General features: G+C 72.7%; 22 protein-coding genes. 14 read left to right on the top strand and 8 right to left on the bottom strand.

All coding sequences use genetic code 11. From position 1 onward, the window contains the following. A partial coding sequence (locus AC0693_RS32770) for a hypothetical protein (protein ID WP_478803792.1) occupies positions 1-512 on the bottom strand: 512 nt, incomplete at its 3' end. Between the two features lie 1,178 nt (positions 513-1,690). Between AC0693_RS32770 and AC0693_RS32765 the strand changes: the two genes are divergently transcribed. Further along, a complete protein-coding gene (locus tag AC0693_RS32765) occupies positions 1,691-2,815 on the top strand; it encodes an amidohydrolase family protein (RefSeq protein WP_478803791.1) in 1,125 nt (374 codons plus the stop codon). A 19-nt stretch (positions 2,816-2,834) separates the two neighbouring features. Here the strand turns inward: AC0693_RS32765 and AC0693_RS32760 are convergent, their stop codons facing one another. The 4 genes from AC0693_RS32760 to AC0693_RS32745 all read right to left on the bottom strand — a co-directional run bounded on the left by AC0693_RS32760 (position 2,835) and on the right by AC0693_RS32745 (position 6,846). Then, a complete protein-coding gene (locus AC0693_RS32760; RefSeq protein WP_478803790.1) occupies positions 2,835-3,797 on the bottom strand; it encodes a COX15/CtaA family protein in 963 nt (320 codons plus the stop codon). Between the two features lie 33 nt (positions 3,798-3,830). Next, entirely contained in the window at positions 3,831-4,988 is a 1,158-nt protein-coding gene (locus AC0693_RS32755) for a hypothetical protein (protein WP_478803789.1), read from the bottom strand. Between the two features lie 152 nt (positions 4,989-5,140). After that, a complete protein-coding gene (locus AC0693_RS32750; RefSeq protein WP_468467363.1) occupies positions 5,141-5,923 on the bottom strand; it encodes an ABC transporter permease in 783 nt (260 codons plus the stop codon). Then, complete coding sequence (locus AC0693_RS32745; RefSeq protein WP_356409230.1) at positions 5,920-6,846, bottom strand: ABC transporter ATP-binding protein; 927 nt, start codon at positions 6,844-6,846, stop codon at positions 5,920-5,922. The genes AC0693_RS32750 and AC0693_RS32745 overlap by 4 nt, the downstream gene beginning before the upstream one ends. A 173-nt stretch (positions 6,847-7,019) precedes the next feature. On the opposite strand from AC0693_RS32745, the gene AC0693_RS32740 reads away from it, so the two are divergent. From AC0693_RS32740 to dapD, 11 genes are all read left to right on the top strand, one after another. After that, complete coding sequence (locus AC0693_RS32740) at positions 7,020-7,799, top strand: helix-turn-helix transcriptional regulator (RefSeq protein WP_469319266.1); 780 nt, start codon at positions 7,020-7,022, stop codon at positions 7,797-7,799. Further along, positions 7,796-9,211 carry a Fe-S cluster assembly protein SufB gene (gene sufB, locus AC0693_RS32735; protein WP_478803788.1) on the top strand — a complete coding sequence of 472 codons (1,416 nt, stop codon included), beginning with the start codon at positions 7,796-7,798 and terminating at the stop codon, positions 9,209-9,211. Before AC0693_RS32740 ends, sufB begins: the two co-directional genes overlap by 4 nt. Before the next feature lie 67 nt (positions 9,212-9,278). Then, on the top strand, positions 9,279-10,490 hold the full coding sequence (gene sufD / locus AC0693_RS32730; RefSeq protein ID WP_356409221.1) for a Fe-S cluster assembly protein SufD: 1,212 nt from the start codon (positions 9,279-9,281) through the stop codon (positions 10,488-10,490). Then, on the top strand, positions 10,490-10,807 hold the full coding sequence (locus tag AC0693_RS32725) for a non-heme iron oxygenase ferredoxin subunit (RefSeq protein ID WP_330329787.1): 318 nt from the start codon (positions 10,490-10,492) through the stop codon (positions 10,805-10,807). Before sufD ends, AC0693_RS32725 begins: the two co-directional genes overlap by 1 nt. Positions 10,808-10,814: 7 nt before the next feature. Next, positions 10,815-11,582, top strand: a complete 768-nt coding sequence (gene sufC, locus AC0693_RS32720) for a Fe-S cluster assembly ATPase SufC (protein WP_356409219.1) — start codon at positions 10,815-10,817, stop codon at positions 11,580-11,582. Continuing rightward, positions 11,579-12,835: a cysteine desulfurase gene (locus AC0693_RS32715; RefSeq protein WP_356409216.1), complete on the top strand. Its 1,257-nt coding sequence runs from the start codon at positions 11,579-11,581 to the stop codon at positions 12,833-12,835. The genes sufC and AC0693_RS32715 overlap by 4 nt, the downstream gene beginning before the upstream one ends. Positions 12,836-12,875: 40 nt before the next feature. Further along, entirely contained in the window at positions 12,876-13,337 is a 462-nt protein-coding gene (gene sufU / locus AC0693_RS32710) for a Fe-S cluster assembly sulfur transfer protein SufU (RefSeq protein WP_053681643.1), read from the top strand. Continuing rightward, positions 13,334-13,678, top strand: coding sequence for a metal-sulfur cluster assembly factor (locus AC0693_RS32705; protein WP_330329783.1), 345 nt, complete (start codon positions 13,334-13,336; stop codon positions 13,676-13,678). Before sufU ends, AC0693_RS32705 begins: the two co-directional genes overlap by 4 nt. A gap of 258 nt (positions 13,679-13,936) precedes the next feature. Then, positions 13,937-15,322, top strand: a complete 1,386-nt coding sequence (locus AC0693_RS32700) for a hypothetical protein (RefSeq protein WP_478803822.1) — start codon at positions 13,937-13,939, stop codon at positions 15,320-15,322. Further along, a complete protein-coding gene (locus AC0693_RS32695) occupies positions 15,283-15,783 on the top strand; it encodes a TetR/AcrR family transcriptional regulator (protein WP_478803787.1) in 501 nt (166 codons plus the stop codon). Before AC0693_RS32700 ends, AC0693_RS32695 begins: the two co-directional genes overlap by 40 nt. Before the next feature lie 222 nt (positions 15,784-16,005). Continuing rightward, a complete protein-coding gene (gene dapD / locus AC0693_RS32690; RefSeq protein WP_356409210.1) occupies positions 16,006-16,986 on the top strand; it encodes a 2,3,4,5-tetrahydropyridine-2,6-dicarboxylate N-succinyltransferase in 981 nt (326 codons plus the stop codon). A gap of 108 nt (positions 16,987-17,094) precedes the next feature. Here the strand turns inward: dapD and AC0693_RS32685 are convergent, their stop codons facing one another. Further along, the gene (locus tag AC0693_RS32685) at positions 17,095-17,349 is read right to left on the bottom strand and encodes a hypothetical protein (RefSeq protein ID WP_356409207.1); all 255 of its coding nucleotides are present in this window, start codon (positions 17,347-17,349) and stop codon (positions 17,095-17,097) included. A gap of 192 nt (positions 17,350-17,541) precedes the next feature. Continuing rightward, positions 17,542-19,386 carry an endonuclease/exonuclease/phosphatase family protein gene (locus tag AC0693_RS32680; RefSeq protein WP_478803786.1) on the bottom strand — a complete coding sequence of 615 codons (1,845 nt, stop codon included), beginning with the start codon at positions 19,384-19,386 and terminating at the stop codon, positions 17,542-17,544. Between the two features lie 246 nt (positions 19,387-19,632). Between AC0693_RS32680 and AC0693_RS32675 the strand changes: the two genes are divergently transcribed. Beyond that, entirely contained in the window at positions 19,633-21,192 is a 1,560-nt protein-coding gene (locus AC0693_RS32675; protein WP_478803785.1) for a hypothetical protein, read from the top strand. Between the two features lie 172 nt (positions 21,193-21,364). After that, complete coding sequence (locus AC0693_RS32670; protein WP_356409198.1) at positions 21,365-22,810, top strand: alkaline phosphatase PhoX; 1,446 nt, start codon at positions 21,365-21,367, stop codon at positions 22,808-22,810. Positions 22,811-22,916: 106 nt separating this feature from the next. Here the strand turns inward: AC0693_RS32670 and AC0693_RS32665 are convergent, their stop codons facing one another. Continuing rightward, entirely contained in the window at positions 22,917-23,096 is a 180-nt protein-coding gene (locus AC0693_RS32665; RefSeq protein ID WP_356409195.1) for a hypothetical protein, read from the bottom strand. Between the last annotated feature and the right edge of the window lie 18 nt (positions 23,097-23,114).

The raw sequence follows: 23,114 nt of genomic DNA, 5'->3' as shown, positions 1-23,114 counted from the left end.
TCCGCGGCCCCGTCCTCCGCGGCCCCGTCCTCCGCGGCCCCGTCCTCCGCGGCCCCGTCCTCCGCGGCCCCGTCCTCCGCGGCCCCGTCCTCCGCGGCCCCGTCCTCCGCGGCCGCGGCGTCTGCGCCTGCCGGTGCCGAGGCGAAGCCCGCCGCGGTCCCGGAGGTCGCCGAGCCGAAGGAAGCGGCTTCCCCGGCCCCCGCCGCGGCGGAGCCGAAGCCGGCTGCCGAGGCTACGGCGAAGCCCGCCGGTGCGGAGGCCGAGCCGAAGGCTGCCGTCGCTTCCCCCGCCCCCACAGCGGTGGAGCCGACTGCGGCGAAGCCCGCTGCCGAGGCCGCGGCTGAACCGGCCGGCGCGGTGGCCGCCCCGAAGCCCGCGGCCGAGGCCAAGGCCCAGCCGAAGCCCGTGGCTTCGGCGGAGCCTGCGGCCTCCGAGCCCGAGGCGGTCGACCCCGAGGCGGCGAAGCCCGCCGGCGCGGCGGCTGCGGAAGCTGATGCCGCTGACGCGGACACGAAGCCCGAGGCTGCGGAGCCCGAGAACGGGACCGGTCCGGCCGCCAAGTAACCGCAGCCCGGCCGGTCCGGCCGAGGCGGACCCCCGGGCCGGGGGTCCGCGCCGGGTTCAGCGCCCCCGCTGCTCCGACCTTGCCGGTGGAGCACGCCGGGCCGTGCTGACCGCCGGTGTTGGAGGCGAGGCCTGGGGCAGGGGCAACCGCCCCGCCCGCCGGGCCCCTGGCTGTAGAAGCGTTCGCCGCCAGGCGGCGTGGCGCTGTCGCATGCGATCACCAGCCCCGCCGACGGCTTGGGCCGGGCCTGCGGCACGGGGACCGCGTCCGCCCGCAGGAGCCTTGGCCGTGGGGCCGTTCGCCGCAGACGGCGTGCCGCCGCCGGGGCCGACCCTCCCAGCCCCGCCGGCGTTTGAGGCGCGGCCTGCGGCATGGGGGCCGCGCCCGCCTGTAGGGGCCTTGGCCGTGGGCCGTTTCGTGAGGCGGCGTGCCGCAGCCAACTCCAGCCCCGCCGGCGTTTGAGGCGCGGCTCGGGGCCGGGCGCCGTGGCCGCCCGTCGGGCCCTGGCCCTGGGGCCGTTCGCTGCCAGGCGGCGGGCCCCGCCGCAGGCGACCTCAGCCCCGCCGGCGATTGAGGCGCAGGACCGGCCCGCAAGCAGCGTAGGCGTGTCGCTCCGGTCGGCGCTGCCGCAGCCAACTCCAGCCCCGCCGGCGTTTGAGGCGCGGCCTGCGGCATGGGGGCCGCGCCCGCCCGTAGGGGCCTTGGCCGTGGGGCCGTTCCGTCAGGCGGCGTGCCGCTGGCAACTGCAGCCCCGCTGGCGTTTGAGGCGCGGCCTGCGGCATGGGGGCCGCGTCCGCCCGTAGGTGCCTTGGCCGTGGGGCCGTTCCGTGAGGCGGCGTGCCGCTGGCAACTGCAGCCCCGCCGGCGTTTGAGGCGCGGCTCGGGGCAGGGGCGCCGCGGCCCCCCGCAGGGGCCTTGGCCGAGGGGGCGTTCGCCGCAGGCGGCGTGGCGCTGCCGGAGGCCGGCCCCCGGCCCCCGCCGGCGACTGAGGCGCGGTCCGGGGCCCGGGGCAGGGCCCGGTGCGGGGTCGGTCAACAGCGCGAGCAACACCTCACACCCCGCTCACCCGTTAGGACGGATGGAAGAGCACCGCACGTTCGCCCACGTCCGCAACGGGATGTCCGGATGATCGAAACGCCGCCCCTGGTGGACCAGTACTGCCACGGACTGCTCCGCACGGAGCTGGGGCTCGGGACCTTCGAGGACCGGCTCGGCCGGTCGGTGGGGCCGGCCGCCGCCGGGACCACCTTCTTCGACACGCAGGCCGGCTTCGCCGTGCGCCGCTGGTGCCCGCCGCTGCTCGGGCTGGAGCCCCACTGCCCGCCCGCCCGCTACCTGGCCCGCCGCCGCGAGCTCGGCGTCCAGGAGTCCGCGCGCCGACTGCTGCGCGGCTCCGGCACCGGCGCCTACCTCGTCGACACCGGCGCGCCCGGGGACCTGACCGGCCCCAAGGAACTGGCGCTGGCCGGGGACGCCGAGGCCCACGAGGTCGTGCGCCTGGAGCTGCTGGCCGAGCACGTCGCCGACACCTCCGGCACCGCCGAGGCGTACCTCGCCAACCTCGCCGAGGCCCTCCAGCACGCGGCCGCCGGAGCCGCGGCCTTCGCGGCGGGGGCGGGCGCGGGCCCCGGATACGGCTCGGCCCTGGCCTTCGCCCCCGGCCCTCCCGCCCCCGGCGAGGTGCACGGGGCGGCGGCGCGCTGGCTGGCCCGCCGGGCCAAGGGCGGGCCGGTGCGGGACCCCGTACTCGTACGGCACCTGCTGTGGAGCGCGGTGGAGTCGCGCCTGCCGCTCCAGCTGCACGCGGGCTCCGGTGATCCGTACGAGTGCCCCGACCGCGGCGATCCGGCCCTGCTGACGGACTTCGTCCGGGCGACGGCGGGCGTGGGCGGGGACCTGGTGCTGCTGCACGGGTACCCGTACCACCGGCACGCCGCCCACCTCGCGGCCGCGTTCCCGCACGTGTACGCCGACCTCGGCCCGGCCCTCGCCCGCACCGGGGCGCGCGTCGACACGGTGCTGGCGGAGCTGTTGGAGCTGGCGCCCTTCGGCAAGCTGCTGTTCTCCAGCGGCGCCCGCGAGCTGCCCGAACTGCACGTGGTGGCGGCCCGCGGGTTCCGGGCGGCGCTGGGCCGGGTGCTGGGCGGCTGGGTCGCCGAGGGCGCGTGGTCCTGGCGGGACGCGGAGCGCGTGGCGGGGCTGGTCGCGGCGGGCAACGCCCGCCGCGTCTACGCCCTGGACCGGCCGTAGCTTCCAGGCGTCCGGACCGTCAGACCGACGCGGGGAGCGCCGGGTCGGACTGGGCCGGGATCCCCGCCCGCTCCGCCGTGCGTTCGCGCAGGCTCAGCACGACGCGCAGGACGGCGATCCACACCAGGCAGGAGCCGAGCATGTGCGCGGCGACCAGCGCTTCCGGCAGCTTGGTGAAGTACTGGACGTACCCGATGGCGCCCTGGGCGAGCAGCACCACCAGCAAGTCACGGGCGCGCGCCCGGGTGTCGTCCGGCGCGTCCACCACCCGCAGCACCAGCCACGCCGCCACCGCCAGCGCGCACACCACCCAGGCCGCGATGGCGTGCACGTGCGCGGTGCCCGACCAGTCGAACGGCATCCGCTTGATGTCACTGCTGTCGCCCGCGTGCGGACCGGAACCGGTGACCACCGTGCCCGCCGCGATCAGCACCAGCGTCGCCGCGAGCAGCGCCCAGGAGAGCTTGCGCACCGGCGCGGGAACCCGCGGCCGCGGCGCCGTGTCACCCTCGCGGGTGCGCTGCCAGGTGACCGTGGTGACGGTGATCAGCGAGGTGGCGAGCAGGAAGTGGCCCGCCACGCTGTAGGGGTTGAGGCCCGTCATGACGGTGATGCCGCCGAGGACGGCGTTCCCCATCACGATGACGAACTGCGCCCACCCGAGCCGCGTCAGCGTCCGGCGCCACGGCTTGGCCGAGCGGGCCGCGATGATGCCCCAGCCGACGGCCGCGCACAGGACGTACGTCAGCATGCGGTTGCCGAACTCGATCGCCCCGTGGAAGCCCTGGGCGGGAGTCGCGAACAGGCTGTCGTCCGTGCACTTGGGCCAGGTGTCGCAGCCCAGGCCGGAGCCGGTCAGCCGGACGGCGCCGCCGGTGACGACGATGACCACGCTCATCACGACGGCGATGAGCGCGGCTCGCTGGACGGTGCGCGCGGAGGGCGTCCAGCGGCTGGCGATATAAGCGAGGGGGGAGAACACGCCCCTATCGTAGGCGGCGCCTTGTGCAAACTTTCACGAGGGGGCGCCGCCAGGTGTGTCAGGCGCGTCACTTGGCCCTTCCGGTGCGATGACCAGCCGGAACCGGGCGCCCGCCGGGTCCCCTTCCTCCTGCCACCAGACCCGGATCCGCCAATGCGCGCCGGGGCCTGGGTAGTCCGGGGAGCCCGTGAAGCCCCGGTACACCTCCTGCGCGACCTGCTCCGCCGTCCGGTTCGTCACGTCTGCGGCGCTGTGCCAGGGATGTCCCTGTACGTTCCACAGCCCGTCGGGGCCCCGCACGTCGACCCGCCACACCGCCCGCCACGCCAGGCCGGCGAGCGCCTCCGCCACCCGCTCACCGTCCAGGCGCAGCCCCGCGGCGATCCGCTCCGGTTCCACGCCCTGGATGCGCGCGGCCAGCGCGGCCCGCGGGAGCAGTCGCTCGGGCAGCAGCCCGTCCGAGCGCAGCCCCGCCAGGGACGCGAAGTCGAGGAAGCGCAGCCGCAGTTCCAGCTGTCGTTCGATGTGTGCCAGGGCGTCCTCGGCCTCCTGGGCCTCCTCCGGCCCCGGACCGACCTGGAGCAGCCGCCGGAAGTCCCGCTCGGCGTCGACGGCCCAGGCGACCGAGTCCTCGGCCAGTCCCAGCTCGGCGAGCCGGTCCCCGAGGAACACCTTCGCCTGGGCCAGGCCGCGCTGGTTGACCGGATCGCGCGGGTCCAGCCCGGCCAGGACGTCCACCGCCGCGCGGGTCACGTCCAGGGCCCGCTCGCCGGCCGCCCGCTCCATCGGGCTCGGGCCCTCCTCGGCCGCCGCGCCGAGCGGGTGCCGGGGCAGCCGGTCGGCGTCGCTCAGCGGCCAGGCCAGCCAGACCCCCTGGTTGATCAGGCCGCGGGCGTACCAGCGCGCGTACTCGGGGGAGTGCCCGGCGGCCTGCCGCGCGTGCCGCAGGCCGTCCTCCAGGGCGGACAGCGCTCCCGCCCGGTCCCCGTCCGCGAACCGGCGGGCCGCCAGGTCGCCCAGGCGCAGACCGAGCCGGGCCGCGCACTCGGGATCGCCGAGCGCGGGCTCCCGCAGGGCGGAGATCAGCTCGCCCAGCAGCCGCGCGCGGTCGCCCGGCTGCGCGTGCGCGGCGCCCGACCGGATGCGGTCCCACTGTTCGTCCAGCCGCAGTGCGGCCTCCCGCTGCGCCATGCCCGCCCCCCGGCCTCGTGTCGTGTGGAGTGTGGAGGCGCCCATCCTCGCGGGAAGCCGCCGGCAGAAGGAAGGCCTTCCTGCCGGCGCGATACGGAACCGGTCACTCCCGCGCGGCCCCGCCGGGGGACGTGGTCAGCGGGGCCGGAAGACTACTCCCAGCGGAAGAACCGCGCCGCCGCGCCAAGGCCCAGCGCCGACCACACCGCCAGCACCGCCGCGTCGCCCCACGGCAGCCCCGCGCCGTCGCGGAGCACCGCGCGCAGCCCGTCGGAGAGGGCCGTGATCGGCAGCAGTTCGAGTACGGAGCGCACCGCCTCCGGGAACTTCTCCATCGGCACGATCACCCCGCCGCCGACCAGCAGCAGCAGGAACACCAGGTTCGCGGCGGCCAGCGTCACCTCGGCCTTGAGCGTGCCCGCCATCAGCAGCCCGAGCCCGGAGAAGGCGGCGGTGCCGAGCAGCAGCAGCGCGGCCACGGACAGCGGGTTCCCCTGCGGGGACCAGCCGAGCGCGAGCGCGATCACCGACAGCAGGGCGACCTGGAGCACCTCGGTGACCAGCACCGAGAGGGTCTTGGCCGTCAGCAGGGCCCAGCGCGGCAGCGGCGAGGCGCCGAGCCGCTTGAGGACCCCGTACCGGCGGTCGAAACCGGTGGCGATGGCCTGGCCGGTGAAGGCGGTGGACAGCACCGCGAGGGCCAGGACGCCGGGGGCGAGGAAGTCCACCGACCGGTCGGGGCCGCCCTCCCGCGCGGGGACGGCGACGATGTCGACGGTGGAGAACAGCACCAGCAGCAGCGCGGGGATGATCACGGTGAGCAGCAGCTGCTCACCGTTGCGCAGCAGCATCCGGGTCTCCAGCGCGGTCTGCGCGAAGATCATGCGGGACACGGGCGCGGCCCCCGGCCCGGGGGTGAACGTACCGGCGCTCATGCGCGCAGCTCCTTGCCCGTGAGGTCGAGGAAGACGTCTTCCAGGGTGTGCCGTTCGACCGTGAGGCTGTCCGGCATGACCCCGTGCTGGGCGCACCAGGAGGCGACGGTGGCCAGCAGCTGCGGGTCGATGGCGCCGGTGAGGCGGTAGACGCCGGGGCCGGTCTCGGCGGCCTGCGTGCCGTCGGGCAGCGCCTTGAGCAGGGAGCCCAGGTCGAGGGAGGGTCGGCCGGTGAAGCGCAGGGTGTTCTCGGCGCCGCCGCGGCAGAGCCGCTCGGGAGTGCCGTGGACGACGACGCGGCCCGCGTCGACGATGGCGACCTCGTCGGCGAGCTGCTCGGCCTCGTCCATGTGGTGGGTGGTGAGGACGACGGTGACCCCGTCGGCGCGCAGCTCCCGGACGAGGTCCCAGGTCGCGCGCCGGGCCTGCGGGTCCAGGCCGGCTGTGGGCTCGTCGAGGAAGACCAGCTCGGGGCGGCCGACGACGGCCATGGCGAGGGCCAGGCGCTGCTGCTGGCCGCCGGACAGCCGGCGGTAGGGGGTGCGCCCGCAGTCACCCAGCCCGAGCCGCTCCACCAGGAGGCCGGTGTCGAGGGGGTCGGCGTACAGCGCGGCCATGTGGCGGAGCATCTCGACGGCGCGGGCGCCGGAGTAGATCCCGCCGGACTGGAGCATCACGCCGATCCGCGGCCGCAGCGCCGGGGCGTCGGCGACCGGGTCCAGCCCGAGGACGCGCACGGATCCGGCGTCGGGGCGGTGGTAGCCCTCGCAGATCTCGACGGTGGTCGTCTTGCCCGCGCCGTTGGGACCGAGGACCGCGGTCACCGAGGCCCTCGGGACGGTGAGGTCGAGGCCGTCCACCGCCGTTTTGGGGCCGTACCGCTTCACCAGTCCGCGGATCTCCACGGCGGGGTCGTTGCTCATGCGGGTGAGTCTACGGAGCCGCCCGGGGGGTCCCGGGCCCCGGGTCGGGGGGCCGCGGACCCTCCCGCGTCACACTGCGTCGACGCATTAGGTGACCCTTAGTGATGGAGGCCACCAGGGGTGTCTTCCGGCACGGCTTGTCGGTCCGCGGGTAATTACGCAACAATGGCGTTGTGAAATACGGCGAACGGCTGACCGAGACCCCGCACGGGGAACTCGCGACCGGGGAGCGGTCCACCCGCAACCGGGTCGCGCGGTCGATCCTGGACCACGGTCCGTCGACCGTCGCCGACCTGGCCCAGCGGCTCGGCCTCACCCAGGCCGCCGTCCGGCGCCACCTGGACGCCCTCGTCGCCGACGACGTGGTCGCCGCCCGGGAGCAGCGGGTGTACGGCGCCCGGACCCGGGGCAGGCCCGCCAAGGTCTTCGCGCTCACCGACTGCGGCCGGGACGCCTTCGACCAGTCCTACGACGCCCTCGCCACCGAGGCCCTGCGCTGGATCGCGCAGTCCGCGGGCGGCGGGGAGCAGGGCGAGGCGGCGGTCGCCGCCTTCGCCCGGGCGAGGCTGGACGCGCAGGCGGTCGCCTACCGGGAAGCGGTCGAGGCGGCGGATCCCGCGGACCGCACCGAGGCCCTTGCCAGGGCGTTGACCGCGGACGGGTACGCTGCTACGGCGAAGAGCGCCCCGGGGCCGCACAGCGGAGAGCAGCTCTGCCAGCACCACTGCCCGGTCGCCCACGTGGCCGAGCAGTTCCCGCAGCTGTGCGAGGCGGAGACCGAGGTCTTCTCCCGCCTGCTCGGCACGCACGTGCAGCGGCTCGCCACCATCGCGCACGGCGACGGAGTGTGCACGACCTTCATCCCACGAAGCGCCGCGCCCGCCCCGCACGCCCCACAGACCGACACATCAGCATCAGCTTCTGTACGCACCGCCGGGAGGAACCCCGCATGACCACGGAGATCGCTCACCCTGAGCTGGATGGCCTGGGCACCTACGAGTACGGCTGGGCCGACTCCGACGCGGCCGGTGCCGCGGCCAAGCGGGGTCTGTCCGAGGCCGTCGTCCGCGACATCTCGGCGAAGAAGTCCGAGCCGGAGTGGATGCTGAAGCTCCGCTTCAAGGGCCTCAAGCTGTTCGACAAGAAGCCCATGCCGAACTGGGGCTCCGACCTCTCCGGCATCGACTTCGACAACATCAAGTACTTCGTGCGTTCCACCGAGAAGCAGGCCGCTTCCTGGGAGGACCTGCCCGAGGACATCAAGAACACGTACGACAAGCTCGGCATCCCGGAGGCGGAGAAGCAGCGCCTCGTCGCCGGTGTCGCGGCCCAGTACGAGTCCGAGGTCGTCTACCACCAGATCCGTGAGGACCTGGAGGAGCAGGGCGTGATCTTCCTCGACACGGACACCGCGCTGAAGACGCACCCGGAGCTCTTCCAGGAGTACTTCGGCACGGTCATCCCGGTCGGCGACAACAAGTTCGCGTCGCTGAACACCGCCGTGTGGTCGGGCGGCTCGTTCATCTACGTGCCCAAGGGCGTCAAGGTCGACATCCCGCTCCAGGCCTACTTCCGGATCAACACGGAGAACATGGGCCAGTTCGAGCGGACGCTGATCATCGTCGACGAGGACGCCTACGTCCACTACGTCGAGGGCTGCACCGCGCCGATCTACTCCTCGGACTCGCTGCACAGCGCCGTCGTCGAGATCATCGTGAAGAAGGGCGGCCGCTGCCGCTACACGACGATCCAGAACTGGTCGAACAACGTCTACAACCTGGTCACCAAGCGCGCCGTGGCGTACGAGGGCGCGACCATGGAGTGGATCGACGGCAACATCGGTTCCAAGGTCACCATGAAGTACCCGGCCGTCTACCTGATGGGCGAGCACGCCAAGGGCGAGACCCTCTCCATCGCCTTCGCGGGCGAGGGCCAGCACCAGGACGCCGGCTCCAAGATGGTCCACATGGCGCCGAACACCTCCTCGAACATCGTCTCCAAGTCGGTGGCGCGGGGCGGCGGCCGCACCTCGTACCGCGGTCTGGTCGAGATCGGCGAGGGTGCGCACGGCTCCAAGAGCAACGTGCTGTGCGACGCCCTGCTCGTCGACACCATCTCCCGCTCGGACACGTACCCGTACGTGGACGTCCGCGAGGACGACGTGTCCATGGGCCACGAGGCCACCGTCTCCAAGGTCTCCGACGACCAGCTCTTCTACCTGATGAGCCGCGGTCTGACCGAGTTCGAGGCGATGGCCATGATCGTGCGCGGCTTCGTCGAGCCGATCGCGCGCGAACTGCCGATGGAGTACGCGCTGGAGCTGAACCGGCTGATCGAGCTGCAGATGGAGGGTTCGGTCGGCTAGTCCGGCCCCACCCCCGCAGCGCAGATCCCTTTGACGCACGACGCAGGAAGAGAGCAAGACGACAGCCATGGCAGAGGCTCAGAACGCCCCCAAGGACCCGACGGTCCCGGGAGGTACCCCCGCGGTCGGTTCGACCACCGCCGGCGCGATCGCGGTGGCCGCCGAATCCACCGTCGCCACCCGGATGAGCGCGCCCCCGTCCTTCGACGTGGCGGACTTCCCCGTGCCGCACGGCCGTGAGGAGGAGTGGCGCTTCACTCCGCTGGCCCGCCTGCGCGGTCTCCACGACGGCACCGCGGTCGCCAACGGCACCATGAAGGCGCAGATCGACGCGCCCGAGGGCGTCACCATCGAGTCGGTGGACCGCGACGACGCCCGCGTCGGCAAGGCCGGCACGCCGGTCGACCGCGTCGCGGCCCAGGCGTTCTCCTCGTTCGCCAAGGCCACGGTCGTCACCGTGCCCAAGGAGCAGGTGCTCACCGAGCCGGTGCGCGTCTCGCTGCACGGCGAGGGCGGCACGACCTTCGGCCACACGGTCTTCGACGTGAAGCCCTTCGCCGAGGCGATCATCGTCATCGACCACACCGGTGACGGCGTACGCGCCGCCAACGTCGACTTCCTCGTCGGCGACGGCGCCAAGCTCACCGTCGTCTCGGTCCAGGACTGGGACGACACCGCCGTCCACTGCTCCCAGCACAACGCGCTGGTCGGCCGCGACGCGACCTTCAAGTCGATCGTGATCACCTTCGGCGGCGACCTCGTCCGGCTGCACCCCCGCGTGAACTACGCCGGTCCCGGCGGCGAGGCCGAGCTGCTCGGCCTGTACTTCACCGACAAGGGCCAGCACCAGGAGCACCGCCTCCTGGTCGACCACGGTGCCCCGCACTGCAAGTCCCACGTGGTCTACAAGGGCGCGCTGCAGGGCCAGGACGCGCACGCGGTCTGGATCGGCGACGTCCTCATCGAGAAGACCGCCGAGGGCACCGACACCTACGAGATGAACCGCAACCTCGTCCTCACGGACGGCGCGCGGGTCGACTCGGTGCCGAACCTGGAGATCGAGACCGGCGAGATCGTCGGCGCCGGCCACGCCTCCGCGACCGGCCGCTTCGACGACGAGCAGCTGTTCTACCTCCAGTCCCGCGGCATCCCCGCCGACGAGGCGCGCCGCCTGGTCGTGCGCGGCTTCTTCGCGGAACTGGTCCAGCAGATCGGTGTCGACGACATCGAGGAGCGCCTGCTGGCGAAGATCGACACCGAGCTGCAGGCGTCCGTCTGATGACCTACGTCAAGGCCTGCGCGCTGAGCGAGCTGGAGAAGGACACCCCCAAGAGGGTGGAACTCGACGGCACGCCGGTGTCCGTCGTCCTCACCGAGGGGGAGGTGTTCGCGATCAACGACATCTGCTCGCACGCGAACGTGTCCCTCTCGGAAGGCGAGGTCGACGACTGCATGATCGAGTGCTGGCTGCACGGCTCGGCGTTCGACCTGCGGACCGGCAAGCCGTCCGGGCTCCCGGCCACGCGCCCCGTACCCGTATACCCCGTCAAGATCGAAGGGGACGACGTGCTCGTCTCCCTCACCCAGGAGTCCTGAGGTATCCATGGCAACGCTTGAAATCCACGACCTGCACGTCTCCGTCGAGGCCGAAAACGGCGCCCGCGAGATCCTCAAGGGCGTCGACCTCACCGTCAAGCAGGGTGAGACGCACGCCATCATGGGTCCGAACGGCTCCGGCAAGTCCACCCTCGCGTACTCGCTCGCCGGTCACCCGAAGTACACCATCACCGGTGGCACCGTGACCCTCGACGGCGAAGACGTCCTGGAGATGTCCGTCGACGAGCGTGCCCGCGCGGGCGTCTTCCTCGCCATGCAGTACCCGGTCGAGGTCCCCGGCGTCTCGGTCTCCAACTTCCTGCGCACGTCGGCCACGGCGATCCGCGGCGAGGCCCCCAAGCTGCGCACCTGGGTGAAGGAGGTCAAGTCCGCCATGGAGCAGCTCCAGATGGACCCGGCCTTCGCCGAGCGCAACGTCAACGAGGGCTTCTCCGGCGGTGAGAAGAAGCGCCACGAGATCCTCCAGCTGGAGCTCCTCAAGCCGAAGATCGCGATCCTCGACGAGACCGACTCCGGCCTCGACGTCGACGCGCTGCGCCAGGTCTCCGAGGGCGTCAACCGCGTCCGCGAGAGCGGCGAGGTCGGCACGCTGCTGATCACGCACTACACGCGGATCCTGCGCTACATCAAGCCCGACTTCGTCCACGTCTTCTCCGAGGGCCGCATCGTCGAGTCCGGCGGCGCCGAACTCGCCGACAAGCTGGAGGCCGAGGGTTACGTGGCGTACAGCACGAAGGGTGGCGCTACCGCGTGACGCAGCTGCCCGGCCTCCTCGACATCGAGGCGATCCGCAAGGACTTCCCCCTGCTGGATCGTGTGGTCCACGACGGGAAGAAGATCGTTTACCTGGACAACGCGGCGACTTCGCAGAAGCCGCGCCAGGTGCTCGACGCGCTGAACGAGTACTACGAGCAGCACAACGCCAACGTCCACCGCGGCGTGCACGTGCTCGCCGAGGAGGCCACGGCGCTGTACGAGGGCGCCCGCGACAAGGTCGCCGCCTTCATCAACGCGCCGAGCCGCGACGAGGTGATCTTCACCAAGAACGCCTCGGAGTCGCTCAACCTGGTCGCGAACATGCTCGGCTGGGCGGACGAGCCCTACCGGGTCGACCGCGAGACCGAGATCGCCATCACGGAGATGGAGCACCACTCCAACATCGTGCCGTGGCAGCTGCTCTCGCAGCGCACGGGCGCGAAGCTGAAGTGGTTCGGCCTCACCGACGACGGCCGCCTCGACCTGTCCAACATCGAAGAGGTCATCACGGAGAAGACGAAGATCGTCTCCTTCACGCTGGTCTCCAACATCATGGGCACGGTCAACCCGGTCGAGCAGATCGTCCGGCGCGCGCAGGAGGTCGGCGCGCTGGTGCTGATCGACGCCTCGCAGGCCGCTCCGCACATGCCGCTCGACGTGCAGGCGCTCGGCGCCGACTTCGTGGCCTTCACCGGCCACAAGATGTGCGGCCCGACCGGCATCGGCGTCCTGTGGGGACGCCAGGAGCTGCTGGAGGACCTGCCTCCGTTCCTCGGCGGCGGCGAGATGATCGAGACCGTGTCGATGCACGCCTCGACCTACGCGCCCGCCCCGCACAAGTTCGAGGCGGGCACGCCCCCGATCGCCCAGGCCGTCGGCCTCGGTGCGGCCGTGGACTACCTGACCGCGATCGGCATGGACAAGATCGCCGCCCACGAGCACGCGATCACCGAGTACGCGGTCAAGCGCCTGCTGGAGGTGCCCGACCTGCGGATCATCGGCCCCACCACGGCCGAGGACCGCGGCGCGGCCATCTCCTTCACGCTGGGGGACATCCACCCGCACGACGTCGGCCAGGTCCTGGACGAGCAGGGCATCGCGGTCCGCGTGGGACACCACTGCGCGCGCCCCGTCTGCCTGCGCTACGGAATTCCTGCGACCACCAGGGCGTCGTTCTACCTGTACTCCTCTCCGGCCGAGGTCGACGCGTTGATCGACGGGCTGGAGCACGTACGGAACTTCTTCGGATAACGACGAAGGCGGCGAGGGCGACGAAGGCGACGAGGACGCAGTGAAGCTGGATTCGATGTACCAGGAACTGATCCTGGACCACTACAAGCACCCGCACGGGCGCGGCCTGCGCGACGGCGACGCCGAGGTGCACCACGTCAACCCGACGTGCGGTGACGAGATCACGCTGCGCGTGAAGTACGACGGCGAGACGCTGACCGACGTCTCCTACGAGGGCCAGGGCTGCTCCATCAGCCAGGCCAGCGCGTCCGTGCTGAACGAGCTGCTGGTCGGCAAGGACCTCGCCGACGCGCGCCGGATCCAGGAGACCTTCCTGGAGCTGATGCAGTCGAAGGGCAAGATCGAGCCCGACGAGGCCATGGAAGAGGTGCTGGAGGACGCGGTCGCGTTCGCCGGTGTCGCCAAGTTTCCCGCGCGGGTCAAGTGTGCTCTGCTGAGCTGGATGGCGTGGAAGGACGCGACCGCCCAGGCTCTGGGCGACGCGGAGAGGAAGACGGCATGACCGAGAACGCGACGCCCGAGGCGTCGATCACGCCGGCCAGCGAGGAAGAGGTCCGCGAGGCCCTCTACGACGTGGTCGACCCCGAGCTGGGGATCGACGTGGTCAACCTGGGCCTGATCTACGGCATCCACGTCGACGACGCGAACATCGCCACCCTCGACATGACGCTGACGTCCGCGGCCTGCCCGCTGACCGACGTGATCGAGGACCAGGCGAAGTCGGCGACGGAGGGCATCGTCAACGAGCTGCGCATCAACTGGGTGTGGATGCCGCCGTGGGGCCCCGACAAGATCACGGACGACGGCCGCGAGCAGCTGCGCGCGCTCGGCTTCAACGTCTGACCGGTCGCACGACCTTCGACGCAGCGCGTCGGCGCGCCGGCAGAGACCCCCCGCACGGGTACGCGGGGGGTCTTCCGTATGTCCGGGCCGCTGTTCTCCCGGCGTGTTCTCCCGGCGGACGGATCGCGTGCACCGGAAGTTGGCCGCGGTCGCCGAACCTTCTCGACGATGACCATGGACTTCCGCCGCTCCACGGGCGAGAGTTCCGGTCCGCATGGTTCGCGCTCGCATCCGTCCGAGGGACACCGAATGAAGCCGATGAAGCCGATGAAGCCGTTCACGAAGCAGCTGGGCACGGCGGGAATCGCCGCGCTGATGCTGGCCGGCCTGATGAACATGCCCGCCCAGGCCGTCAGTTACGGCACACCGACCATCGCGCTCTCCGCCGGGTACCTCTCCGGGGCCGTCGGCGGGGTCGGCGATCCGGTCGTCGGTGTCACGGTCGGCCAGAGCGGCGCCGACGCGTCGGCGCTCACCGTCAGCGCGACCGCGTCGAGCAAGTCCTCGGTGGCCGGCACCGGCGACGTGAGCGTCACCGGTGCCGGGGCGGTCCGCCGGCTCGCCGTCACCGCGCGCGGCCGCGGCTACACCAACCTCACCGTCAAGGTGACCGGGCTCGGCGGCAAGAGCGCCACCAGGACCCTCGCGTACGCCGCCTCGGGAGCCGTGGGCAACCCGGCCGACGCCCGCTACCTCACCGGATCCGCGGACGCCTCGGCGGCCGTGGACGTCGGGGGCGGCTACACCGTCGTCGCCGACGACGAGTCGAACGTGCTGCGGCTGTACGACCGTTCCGCTTCCGGCGCCCCCGTGCGCACCTGGGACTTCAGCACGCAGCTCGGGGTCACCAAGGAGGTGGACATCGAGGGCGCCACGCGTGTCGGCGACACCATCTACTGGACCGGTTCGCTCGGCAACAACAAGGACGGCGAGTACAAGGCCCCCCGGAACACGGTGTTCACCACGAAGGTGAGCGGGTCCGGGTCCACGACGCAGCTCGCGTACGGGCGCTCCTACAAGAAGCTCCGCGACGACCTGGTGGCCTGGGACAAGGCGCACGGGAACCGCTACGGGTTCGCGGCGGGCACCGCCGACGGCGAGGCGCCCAAGCAGATCGACGGGTTCAACGTGGAAGGGCTGGAGTTCGCGCCCGGTTCCACCACCACCGCCTACCTGGGCTTCCGCGCGCCGCTGGCCCCCGCGGTGCCCGGCGGCAAGGCCCTGCTCGTGCCGGTGACCAACATGGACCGGGTGCTCGCGAGCGGCGCCAAGGCCACCTTCGGCGCGGGCATCGAGCTGGACCTCGGCGGCCTCGCGGTGCGGGACATCCGCAAGAACGCGGCCGACCAGTACCTGATCCTGGCCGGTTCCTGGGCCGCCGACGACAACACCGACCCCTACGCCCTGTACTCCTGGGACGGGGTGCCCGGGCACGTCCCGGTGAAGCGGACCGACCTGCCGACCCGGGACGCGGGCGGCTGGGAGGCCATCGTCGAGGTGCCGGACCTGAGCGTGCCGGGGGCCCGGGTGCAGCTGATCACCGACTGCGGCTCGGCGGACCTGTACGGGGACGGCACCGACGCCAAGGACCTGACGCACCCGGAGTGGAAGAAGGCGCGCTCGGGCTGGTTCACGATCGGCTGACGCACCGCAGCGTGGCCGCGGCGGCGGACGTACCGCTCGGCTCGACGACCTACCACTTCAAGACCCTGGACGACCTGCTGGTCGCGGCCCTGCGGCAGGCCGACGAGGGCTTCGCCCGGGACCTCGCCGAGAGCCCCGCCCTGGCCGACCCGGTGGTGGACCTCGCGACCGCGCCGGCCCGGCTGCTGGGCGAGGCCCTGGCCCTGGACCGGAGCCGGATGGAGCCGGAGTACGAGCTGTACCTGGCCGCCCTGCGCCGCGCCGCGCCGCGGCCGGTGGCCGCGCAGTGGTGCGGGGCTACGGCCGAGGCCCTCGCGCGGCGCACGGACCCGGTGACGGCCCGCGCGCTGGTGGCGGTGCTGGACGGGGTCGGCCTCCAGGTGCCGCTGACGGGGGCCCCGTACGACGAGGCCTACGCCCGCGAGGTACTGGCCCGGGTCCTGCGGCCCGCCACGCACTGAGCGCGGCCGGCCGGTACACGGCTCCCACGAGCGCCGCAGCCCCTGGCGGCCGACGGCGCGCGGAACATGCCCAAGTAGCCGCTGCGCGCCCCGCCGGCCGGGGCCGCCGGGCCGTCGTGCCGGGCGTGTTCGCGCAGGTCCGGACGGGTGGCGCGGCGCGCGCCGCGACCGGCACATGAGACCGGTTCGCCCCGGCGGGCCGTCGCCGGTTAGGTTTCGGGCATGACTGCTACGCGTACTACCGGCGCCGTCGCCGCCGGACTTGCCACCCTCGCCGCCGACGGCACCGTCCTCGACACCTGGTTCCCCGCCCCCGAGCTGGTCGCCGATCCCGGCCCGGCCGGCACCGAGCGCCTCACGGCCGAGCAGGCCGCCGAGCTGCTCGGCGCCGGGGCGCCGAAGGCGGTCCGCCGCGACGAGGTCCGCGGCGTCGAGGTCGTAGCGGTCCGCACCGTGATCTCCTCCCTGGAGGACAAGCCGCTGGACGCGCACGACGCGTACCTGCGCCTGCACCTGCTCAGCCACCGCCTGGTCCAGCCGCACGGCCAGAACCTGGACGGCCTCTTCGGCCTGCTCGCCAACGTCGCCTGGACCTCGCTGGGCCCGGTCGCCGTGGACCAGATCGAGACCGTCCGCCTCAACGCGCGCGCCGAGGGCCTGCACCTCCAGGTCACCTCGATCGACAAGTTCCCGCGCATGACCGACTACGTCGCCCCCAAGGGCGTGCGCATCGCCGACGCCGACCGCGTCCGCCTCGGCGCGCACCTCGCCGAGGGCACCACGGTCATGCACGAGGGCTTCGTGAACTTCAACGCGGGCACCCTCGGCACCTCCATGGTCGAAGGCCGGATCTCCGCGGGCGTCGTGGTCGGCAACGGCTCCGACATCGGCGGCGGCGCCTCCACGATGGGCACCCTTTCCGGCGGCGGCAAGCAGCGCATCTCGATCGGCGAGCGCTCCCTGGTCGGCGCCGAGGCGGGCGTCGGCATCGCCCTGGGCGACGAATGCGTCGTCGAGGCCGGCCTCTACGTCACCGCGGGCACCCGCGTCACCCTGCCGGACGGCCAGATCGTCAAGGCCCTGGAGCTCTCCGGCGCCGACAACATCCTCTTCCGCCGCAACTCGGTCACCGGCGCCGTCGAGGCCCGCCCGAACAACGCGGTCTGGGGCGGGCTGAACGAGATCCTGCACAGCCACAACTGAGCCGTCCGCACCGCTCGTCACGACGGAGGCCCGTCGGCCGGAGATCCGGCCGACGGGCCTGCGTCGTCTGTGCTTCGTGCGCTGTGCTCGCGCGTCCCGTCCGGCAGGTCAGTGCAGCGGGATCGTGCGGACCAGGCCCGCGAAGGCCTGCTGTTCCGCCTCCGTCAGCTCCACGCGCTCCAGCGGGTGGGCGTCGCGGTCGCGCTGGGCAGGGATCACCGGGAGGCCCTCGAAGGCGCCCGGCCCGGGGTGGTGGAACCGGCTGTCCCACAGCATGTGGCCGAGACCCAGGATCCAGATGAAGGCGGCCACCAGCAGGACGGCGAGGCCGATTTCCTGGGCGAGCGAAACGGAGGGGAACACGTGGTCCTCCCGGGAGTGCGGGCGGTACGAAATCGGGCGTGAGGACACTCTCCACCACACATCGCGAAATGCGGTGGGGCTGTGGTCAGGATCACGCCAGGGCCGAAGGTCCCGATCCGGGCCCTTTTCCGGCCCCGGGCTCGGGGTGGGAGGCCCGGCCGGGACGGCGGCCGGGCCTCCCACGGGCGCGGGTTACGGGCGGAAGCGCAGCACCTGCGGGTCGTGGTCGCTGTTCTGCGCCGAGAACTCGGCGTTGATGTGCACGCTGTCGTACGTGAAGCCGGTGATCGCCGGGCTGGTCAGGATCTGGTCCAGCACCTGGGCGTTGCCCTGGTAGACGTACGAGTAGCGCTCCGACTTCGGCAGCGACTGGATCGCCGGGTAGAGCGCCCCGCCGTCCCTGAGCGCGGTCGTGGTGCCCGAGAAGTCGAAGTCGTTGATGTCACCGACCGCCAGGACCTTCGCGTCCTTCTGCGTGGCCAGCAGGCTCTTCACGAAGCCGTTCACGGCCTGCGCCTGGAGCAGCCGCTTGGCCTCCGAGGAGCGCACCGGGGGCTGGTGGACCGAGGTCAGGCCCTCGTCGCCGCCCTTGGAGCCGAAGTGGTTGGCGATCACGAAGACCGTCTTGCCGTGGAAGACGAACTCGCCGGCCAGCGGCTTGCGGCTGTCGGCCCACGCCGGGTTCGCCGGGTCGATCCGGCCGGGGGAGTGCGTCAGGGCCGCCTGGCCCTTGTGGTCCGCGGTCACCTCCGTCGCGGTGAACGCGTCGCCCGGGGCGCGGTCGGTGAAGGAGACGCGCAGCGGGTTGAAGAGGAAGACCTGGCGGATGTTGCCGCCGGGCTCGCCGCCGTCCTTGTTGTTCTCGGGGTTCACCGTGCGCCACTGGTACGCCGGGCCGCCCGCGGCGGTGATGGCCGCGGTGAACTTGGCCAGCGTCTGCTCGGCGGAGACCGTGCCGTCGTTCGTGGCGCCGTTGTCGTCCTGGATCTCCTCCAGGGCCACGATGTCGGGGGAGGCGAGGTTCTCGACGACGGCCTTCGCCAGGTTGTCGAACTTCGTCTGCGGGTCGCTCGGGTCGAGGTTCTCGACGTTGTACGTGGCCACCGCCAGCTCGTAACCGGCCTGCGGCTTGGTCTTCTCGGGGGCGAGGGTGCCCGCCTTGACGGTGCCGAGGGTGCGGGCCACCAGGGTGTAGCCGCCGAACTGGTTGAAGTCCAGCGGGCCTTCGGTGGTGCCGGTCAGCTTGTCGCCGACGTTCGCCACGGGGAAGGGCTGGGTGGCGAGCGGGGCGAGCTGCTGGATCTGGAGCCGGCCGGTGTTCTGGGACGCGTACGAACCGTAGAGCGTGCCGCCGCGCTTGAGGGGGTTCTCCCAGCCCTTCACGGTGACCCACAGCTCCGCGTGCGGGTCGGTGGCGCCGACGACGCGGGAGGTGCCGATCTTGATGTTCATGCCCTCCAGCGACTCGTAGTAGTCCAGGGCGTAGCGCGCGGGCTCCAGGGTCAGCCCGTTGATGCCGTTGGCCGCGGCGGGGTCGCCGGTGGGGGCGTACTCGGCCGGGACCGAGTACTCGTTGACCGCGACGGCCGCGGGGAGCGCGTTGCCGGAGGAGACCACCGTCACGACGGGCTTGGAGATCTGGGTGATCGACTGGTTGCCGGAGGACACGCCACCGGGGACGTACTCGCCGACGGTGCCGGAGACCGTCACGGCGTCGCCGACCGCGACGGTCGGCACCGAGCTGGTGAAGACGAAGATGCCCTCGCTGGTCGCGTCGTTGTCGTCCGCGTCCGGGTCCTGGATCCAGAACCCGCGCGAGCCGTAGGCGCGGACGCCCGTCACGATCCCGGCGACGTCCGCGACCGGCTTGCCGTTCAGCGGGGATATGCGGGTGGTGCCCTGGATGTCGTGGATGCGCACCGGGTCGGCGGCCGTGGCGCCTTCGGCGGCATCGGCGGAGCCGGCGAGCAGACCGGTGGCCAGGGCGGTGGCCACGAGGGCCGCGACGGCGGCGGAACGGGGATGCGAGGAACGCATGGGCGGGAACTCCGGTGTGTGGGTGGGTGAAGCGGAGCGGGTGCGCGACCCGTCCGGCATCCGGGTGGGCCGCCGAACAGATCTACGCGCGTCAATTTCCTTCCTGAGCCGCGACGTTGTCAAGGCCTCCAGGGGATACGGCGGCCGACTGTGGGATGAACCAAAGGCGATGGCCCCCGGGGCGCCGCCCCGATGCGTCTACGCTGGTGAGCGCTGTCACACAGTTCACGCGAGGAGAAACACCCCATGCCCGCTGAGGCGCACCCCACGTTGCCGCCGGTCCGGCTGCACTCCGAGGCCGAACTGGCGCGCGACGCCCTCGCCGCACCGCTGTTCGCCCGCGCCGTGCGCCTGGCCCGCTGGACCGGCCCCGGTACCCCGGTCGGCGCCGGCGGCGAACTCCTCGCCGACCGGCTGCCCGAGGCGGTGCGCCTCCTCGGGTTCGGGGACGACGACCCGGACGGGGCGGCGTACGCGAGCGAGGCCTGGCGGGTGGCGGTGGACACCGGCCTCATCGAGGTGACCGACGTCGAGGACCTCGCGGAGGAGGACGCCGGGGCGAGTGCCTCGGTCGCCGCCGGGGAGGCCGGTGCGGAGGAGGACGCGGAGGCGGACGCGGACGCCGCGCCGGACGTCTTCGGTGTCGCCGGGCCGGGCGAGGACCTCGCCCTGGTGACCGGCGGCGCGCCCGGAGACGTACTGGACCTGTGGCTCGCCGCGCTCGACGCCGTCCTCGCGGACGCGGCGGTCCCCGACCTCGACGACCTCGTCGACGCCCTCGACGCGGGCGGCGACATCGACTTCACCCGGCTCGACTGGAACCCGCAGCGCGAGGCCGACTTCCTGGACGGCGTGCTCGCCAACCTCTACCTGCTCACCGTCGCGGAGGGCGGCGCGGCCGACACCCCGGTGCCGCTGCCCGTCCTCGCCGCCTCGATGGTCGTGCCCGACGGCATGGCCGACCCCACGAACGAGGTGCTGGAGCAGGTCTCGGACGCGATGATGCGCCTGGACGACCAGTTCCGGCAGCTGGAGCCGATCGGGCTGGTCGTCTTCCGGCCCGTGGACGAGGAGTTGATGGCGGAGACCGACGGCGAGGAGCCGCTCCCCGCGCCCGACGACCTCGACGACGAGGACGTCTCCCGGTACGGCATGGTCCGGCTGACCCCGCTCGGCCTCTACGGGATCCGCGCCCGCATGCGGGAGGCCGGCGTCGAGGCGCCCGCCATCGGCGATCTGGCCGACAAGGGCGCGGACGCACTGCTCGACGCGGTGTCCGGCTACCCCGAAGAGGCCGCGCAGGCCGAGATCGAGCGGTGGATCGAGGGCCGCGAACTGCCGGAGGCGGTCGCCGAGCTGCTCGCCGCCGCGCGCGGCGCGGACGCCGGCGGGCCACTGCGCCGACTGCGCTGCCAGCAGGCCCTCGCCCCGGCCGGACCGGCCGCGGAACCGGTGGTCCGGGCGGTCCTGGACGACGCCGAACTCGGCGGACTGGCCCGGGTCTGGCTCGCCGAGCACGGCGCCGCCGACGTCCCCGCCCCCTCCGAGGCCATGGTGTTCTGGCTGACCGTCGACACGATCGCGGCGCAGCTGGCCGAGGACGCCGAGTCCGCTGAACTGCCCGATCTGATGGTCGGCCTGACGGCGCATCACACGGGTTTCTTCGACGCGGTGTGGCGGGTGGAGCACCCGTACACGGCGCAGGTGCTGGAGGCGATGGGCCGGATGCACCCCGACCGCAAGTCCGCCAAGGATGCCCGCAAGGCGGCCTTCAAGGCGCGTTCGCGGCAGTCGCCCGGCACCTAGGCGAAAGGAAAGAGGCGGCCTAACGCGCCGTTCCTGGGTGGGAGTCGGCCAATCGGCGGCGGGAAAGGGGACCACTCCTCTTGGCGGGGAAGTCAGCCGCCGTTCACATAGGGGCGCGATTCTGGCCTCGCCGACCGCACGATTCCGGCCCATTCCCCACCCAGGAGAACAGATGCCGCTCAGCCGCAGAGACTTCACCGCCCGCACCGTCCTCGCCGGAGCGGGCGTCGCGCTCACCGGAACGGTGGGCGCCCTCGCCACCGCCCCGGGAGCCCTCGCCGCGGACGACACCGCCACCGCCGACGCGTACGGCCGCCCGGGCCGGCCCGGGTACGGGCCGCTCGTCCCGGACCCGGCCGGACTCCTGGCCCTCCCGGCCGGGTTCTCGTACCGCGTCATCACCCACAGCGGCGTGACGAAGCTCGACTCCGGTGAGAGCACCCCGTCCAACCACGACGGCACGGCCGCCTTCGAGGGCCACCGCGGGGTCACCCTCCTGGTCAACAACCACGAGCTCAAGGGCAAGCGGGAGAACTGGGCCCACCCGGTCCCGCTGACCGAGGGCCTCGTCTACGACCCGGCCGCGGCCGGCGGCTGTACGGTCGTCGAGGTCCGGCGCGGCGGCGAAGTCGCCGAATGGGTGGGCGTCGCCGGTACCTCCACCAACTGCGCGGGCGGCGCCACCCCGTGGGACACCTGGCTGACCTGCGAGGAGACCGAGGACCTCGCCGGCAAGAACGGCATGACCAAGGACCACGGCTACGTCTTCGAGGTCGACCCGAACGACCGCCGCGCCAACCGCGACCCGCGCCCCGTGAAGGCCTTCGGCCGGTACGCCCACGAGGCGGTGGTGATCGACCCGCGCAGCGGCCACGCCTACCTGACCGAGGACGCCTCCGGCCCCAACGGGCTGCTCTACCGCTGGACCCCGCCGCAGGGCTTCCGGCACGGGCGCGGCAAGCTGCGGACGCTCGCCCCCGACGCGGGCGTGCTGGCGGCCGCCAAGTGCTTCGACAAGGCCGGGCAGTTCGTGGACGACCTCTCGCGCGCCACCACGGTGGGCACCGTGTACGGCGTCGACTGGGTGACGGTCGCCGACCGCGACGCGCGCACCGTGTCGGTCCGCAAGCAGTTCGGGGCGGGCGCGGTGACGCGGGCCCGGAAGCTGGAGGGCATGTGGTGGGCCGACGGAGGTGCGTACTTCGTCTCCTCCTACGCCCGCGAGGAGAGCCCGGGCGCGGCGCACGACGGCCAGGTGTGGTTCTACGACCCGAAGCGGCGCACGGTCCGGCTGATGGTCGTCATCGGGGTGAACGCCGACCCGTCGGCGGAGGGCGGCTTCGACGGCCCCGACAACATCACGGTGTCCCCGTACGGCGGCCTGATCATCGCGGAGGACGGCAGCGGGCTGCAGCACCTCTTCGGGGCCACGGAGGACGGGCGCACCTACCCGCTCGCGCGCAACGAGCTGAACATCGGGACCGCGGCCGAGCCCGAGTACTCGGAGTTCACGGGTGTCTGCTTCTCCCCGGACGGGCGGACGCTCTTCGCCAACATCCAGGAGCCGGGCATCATGCTGGCGGTCACCGGACCGTGGCGCCGCTCCAAGCAGCACTGAGCACCGAAGCGCTGAGCACCAGTGCACTGAGCGGCGCACCACGCGGGGGTGGGACGTGGACAGGGGGGATGGGCCCGTCGCCGGGACCCGGGGGGACGGCGGCGGCCTACAGGGCCAGGGAGCCGACTTCTTCGTGGCTGCCCGCGGCCCACTCGCCGAGGAGGAACTCATACGCCTCGGAGGGCCACTCGCTGTCCACCCCGGTCTCGACGAGGTGCCGGATCGCCTCGTTCGCCTCTGCGGCGGACGGGCGGGCGGGACCCGCGGTCGGGAGTGTCTTGTACATGGGGTCAAGGCTACGGGC

Source organism: Streptomyces sp. NPDC043876 (assembly GCF_056435825.1).
Note: the sequence above shows the minus strand (reverse complement) of the source record. Positions and strands in the feature narration are given on the sequence as shown.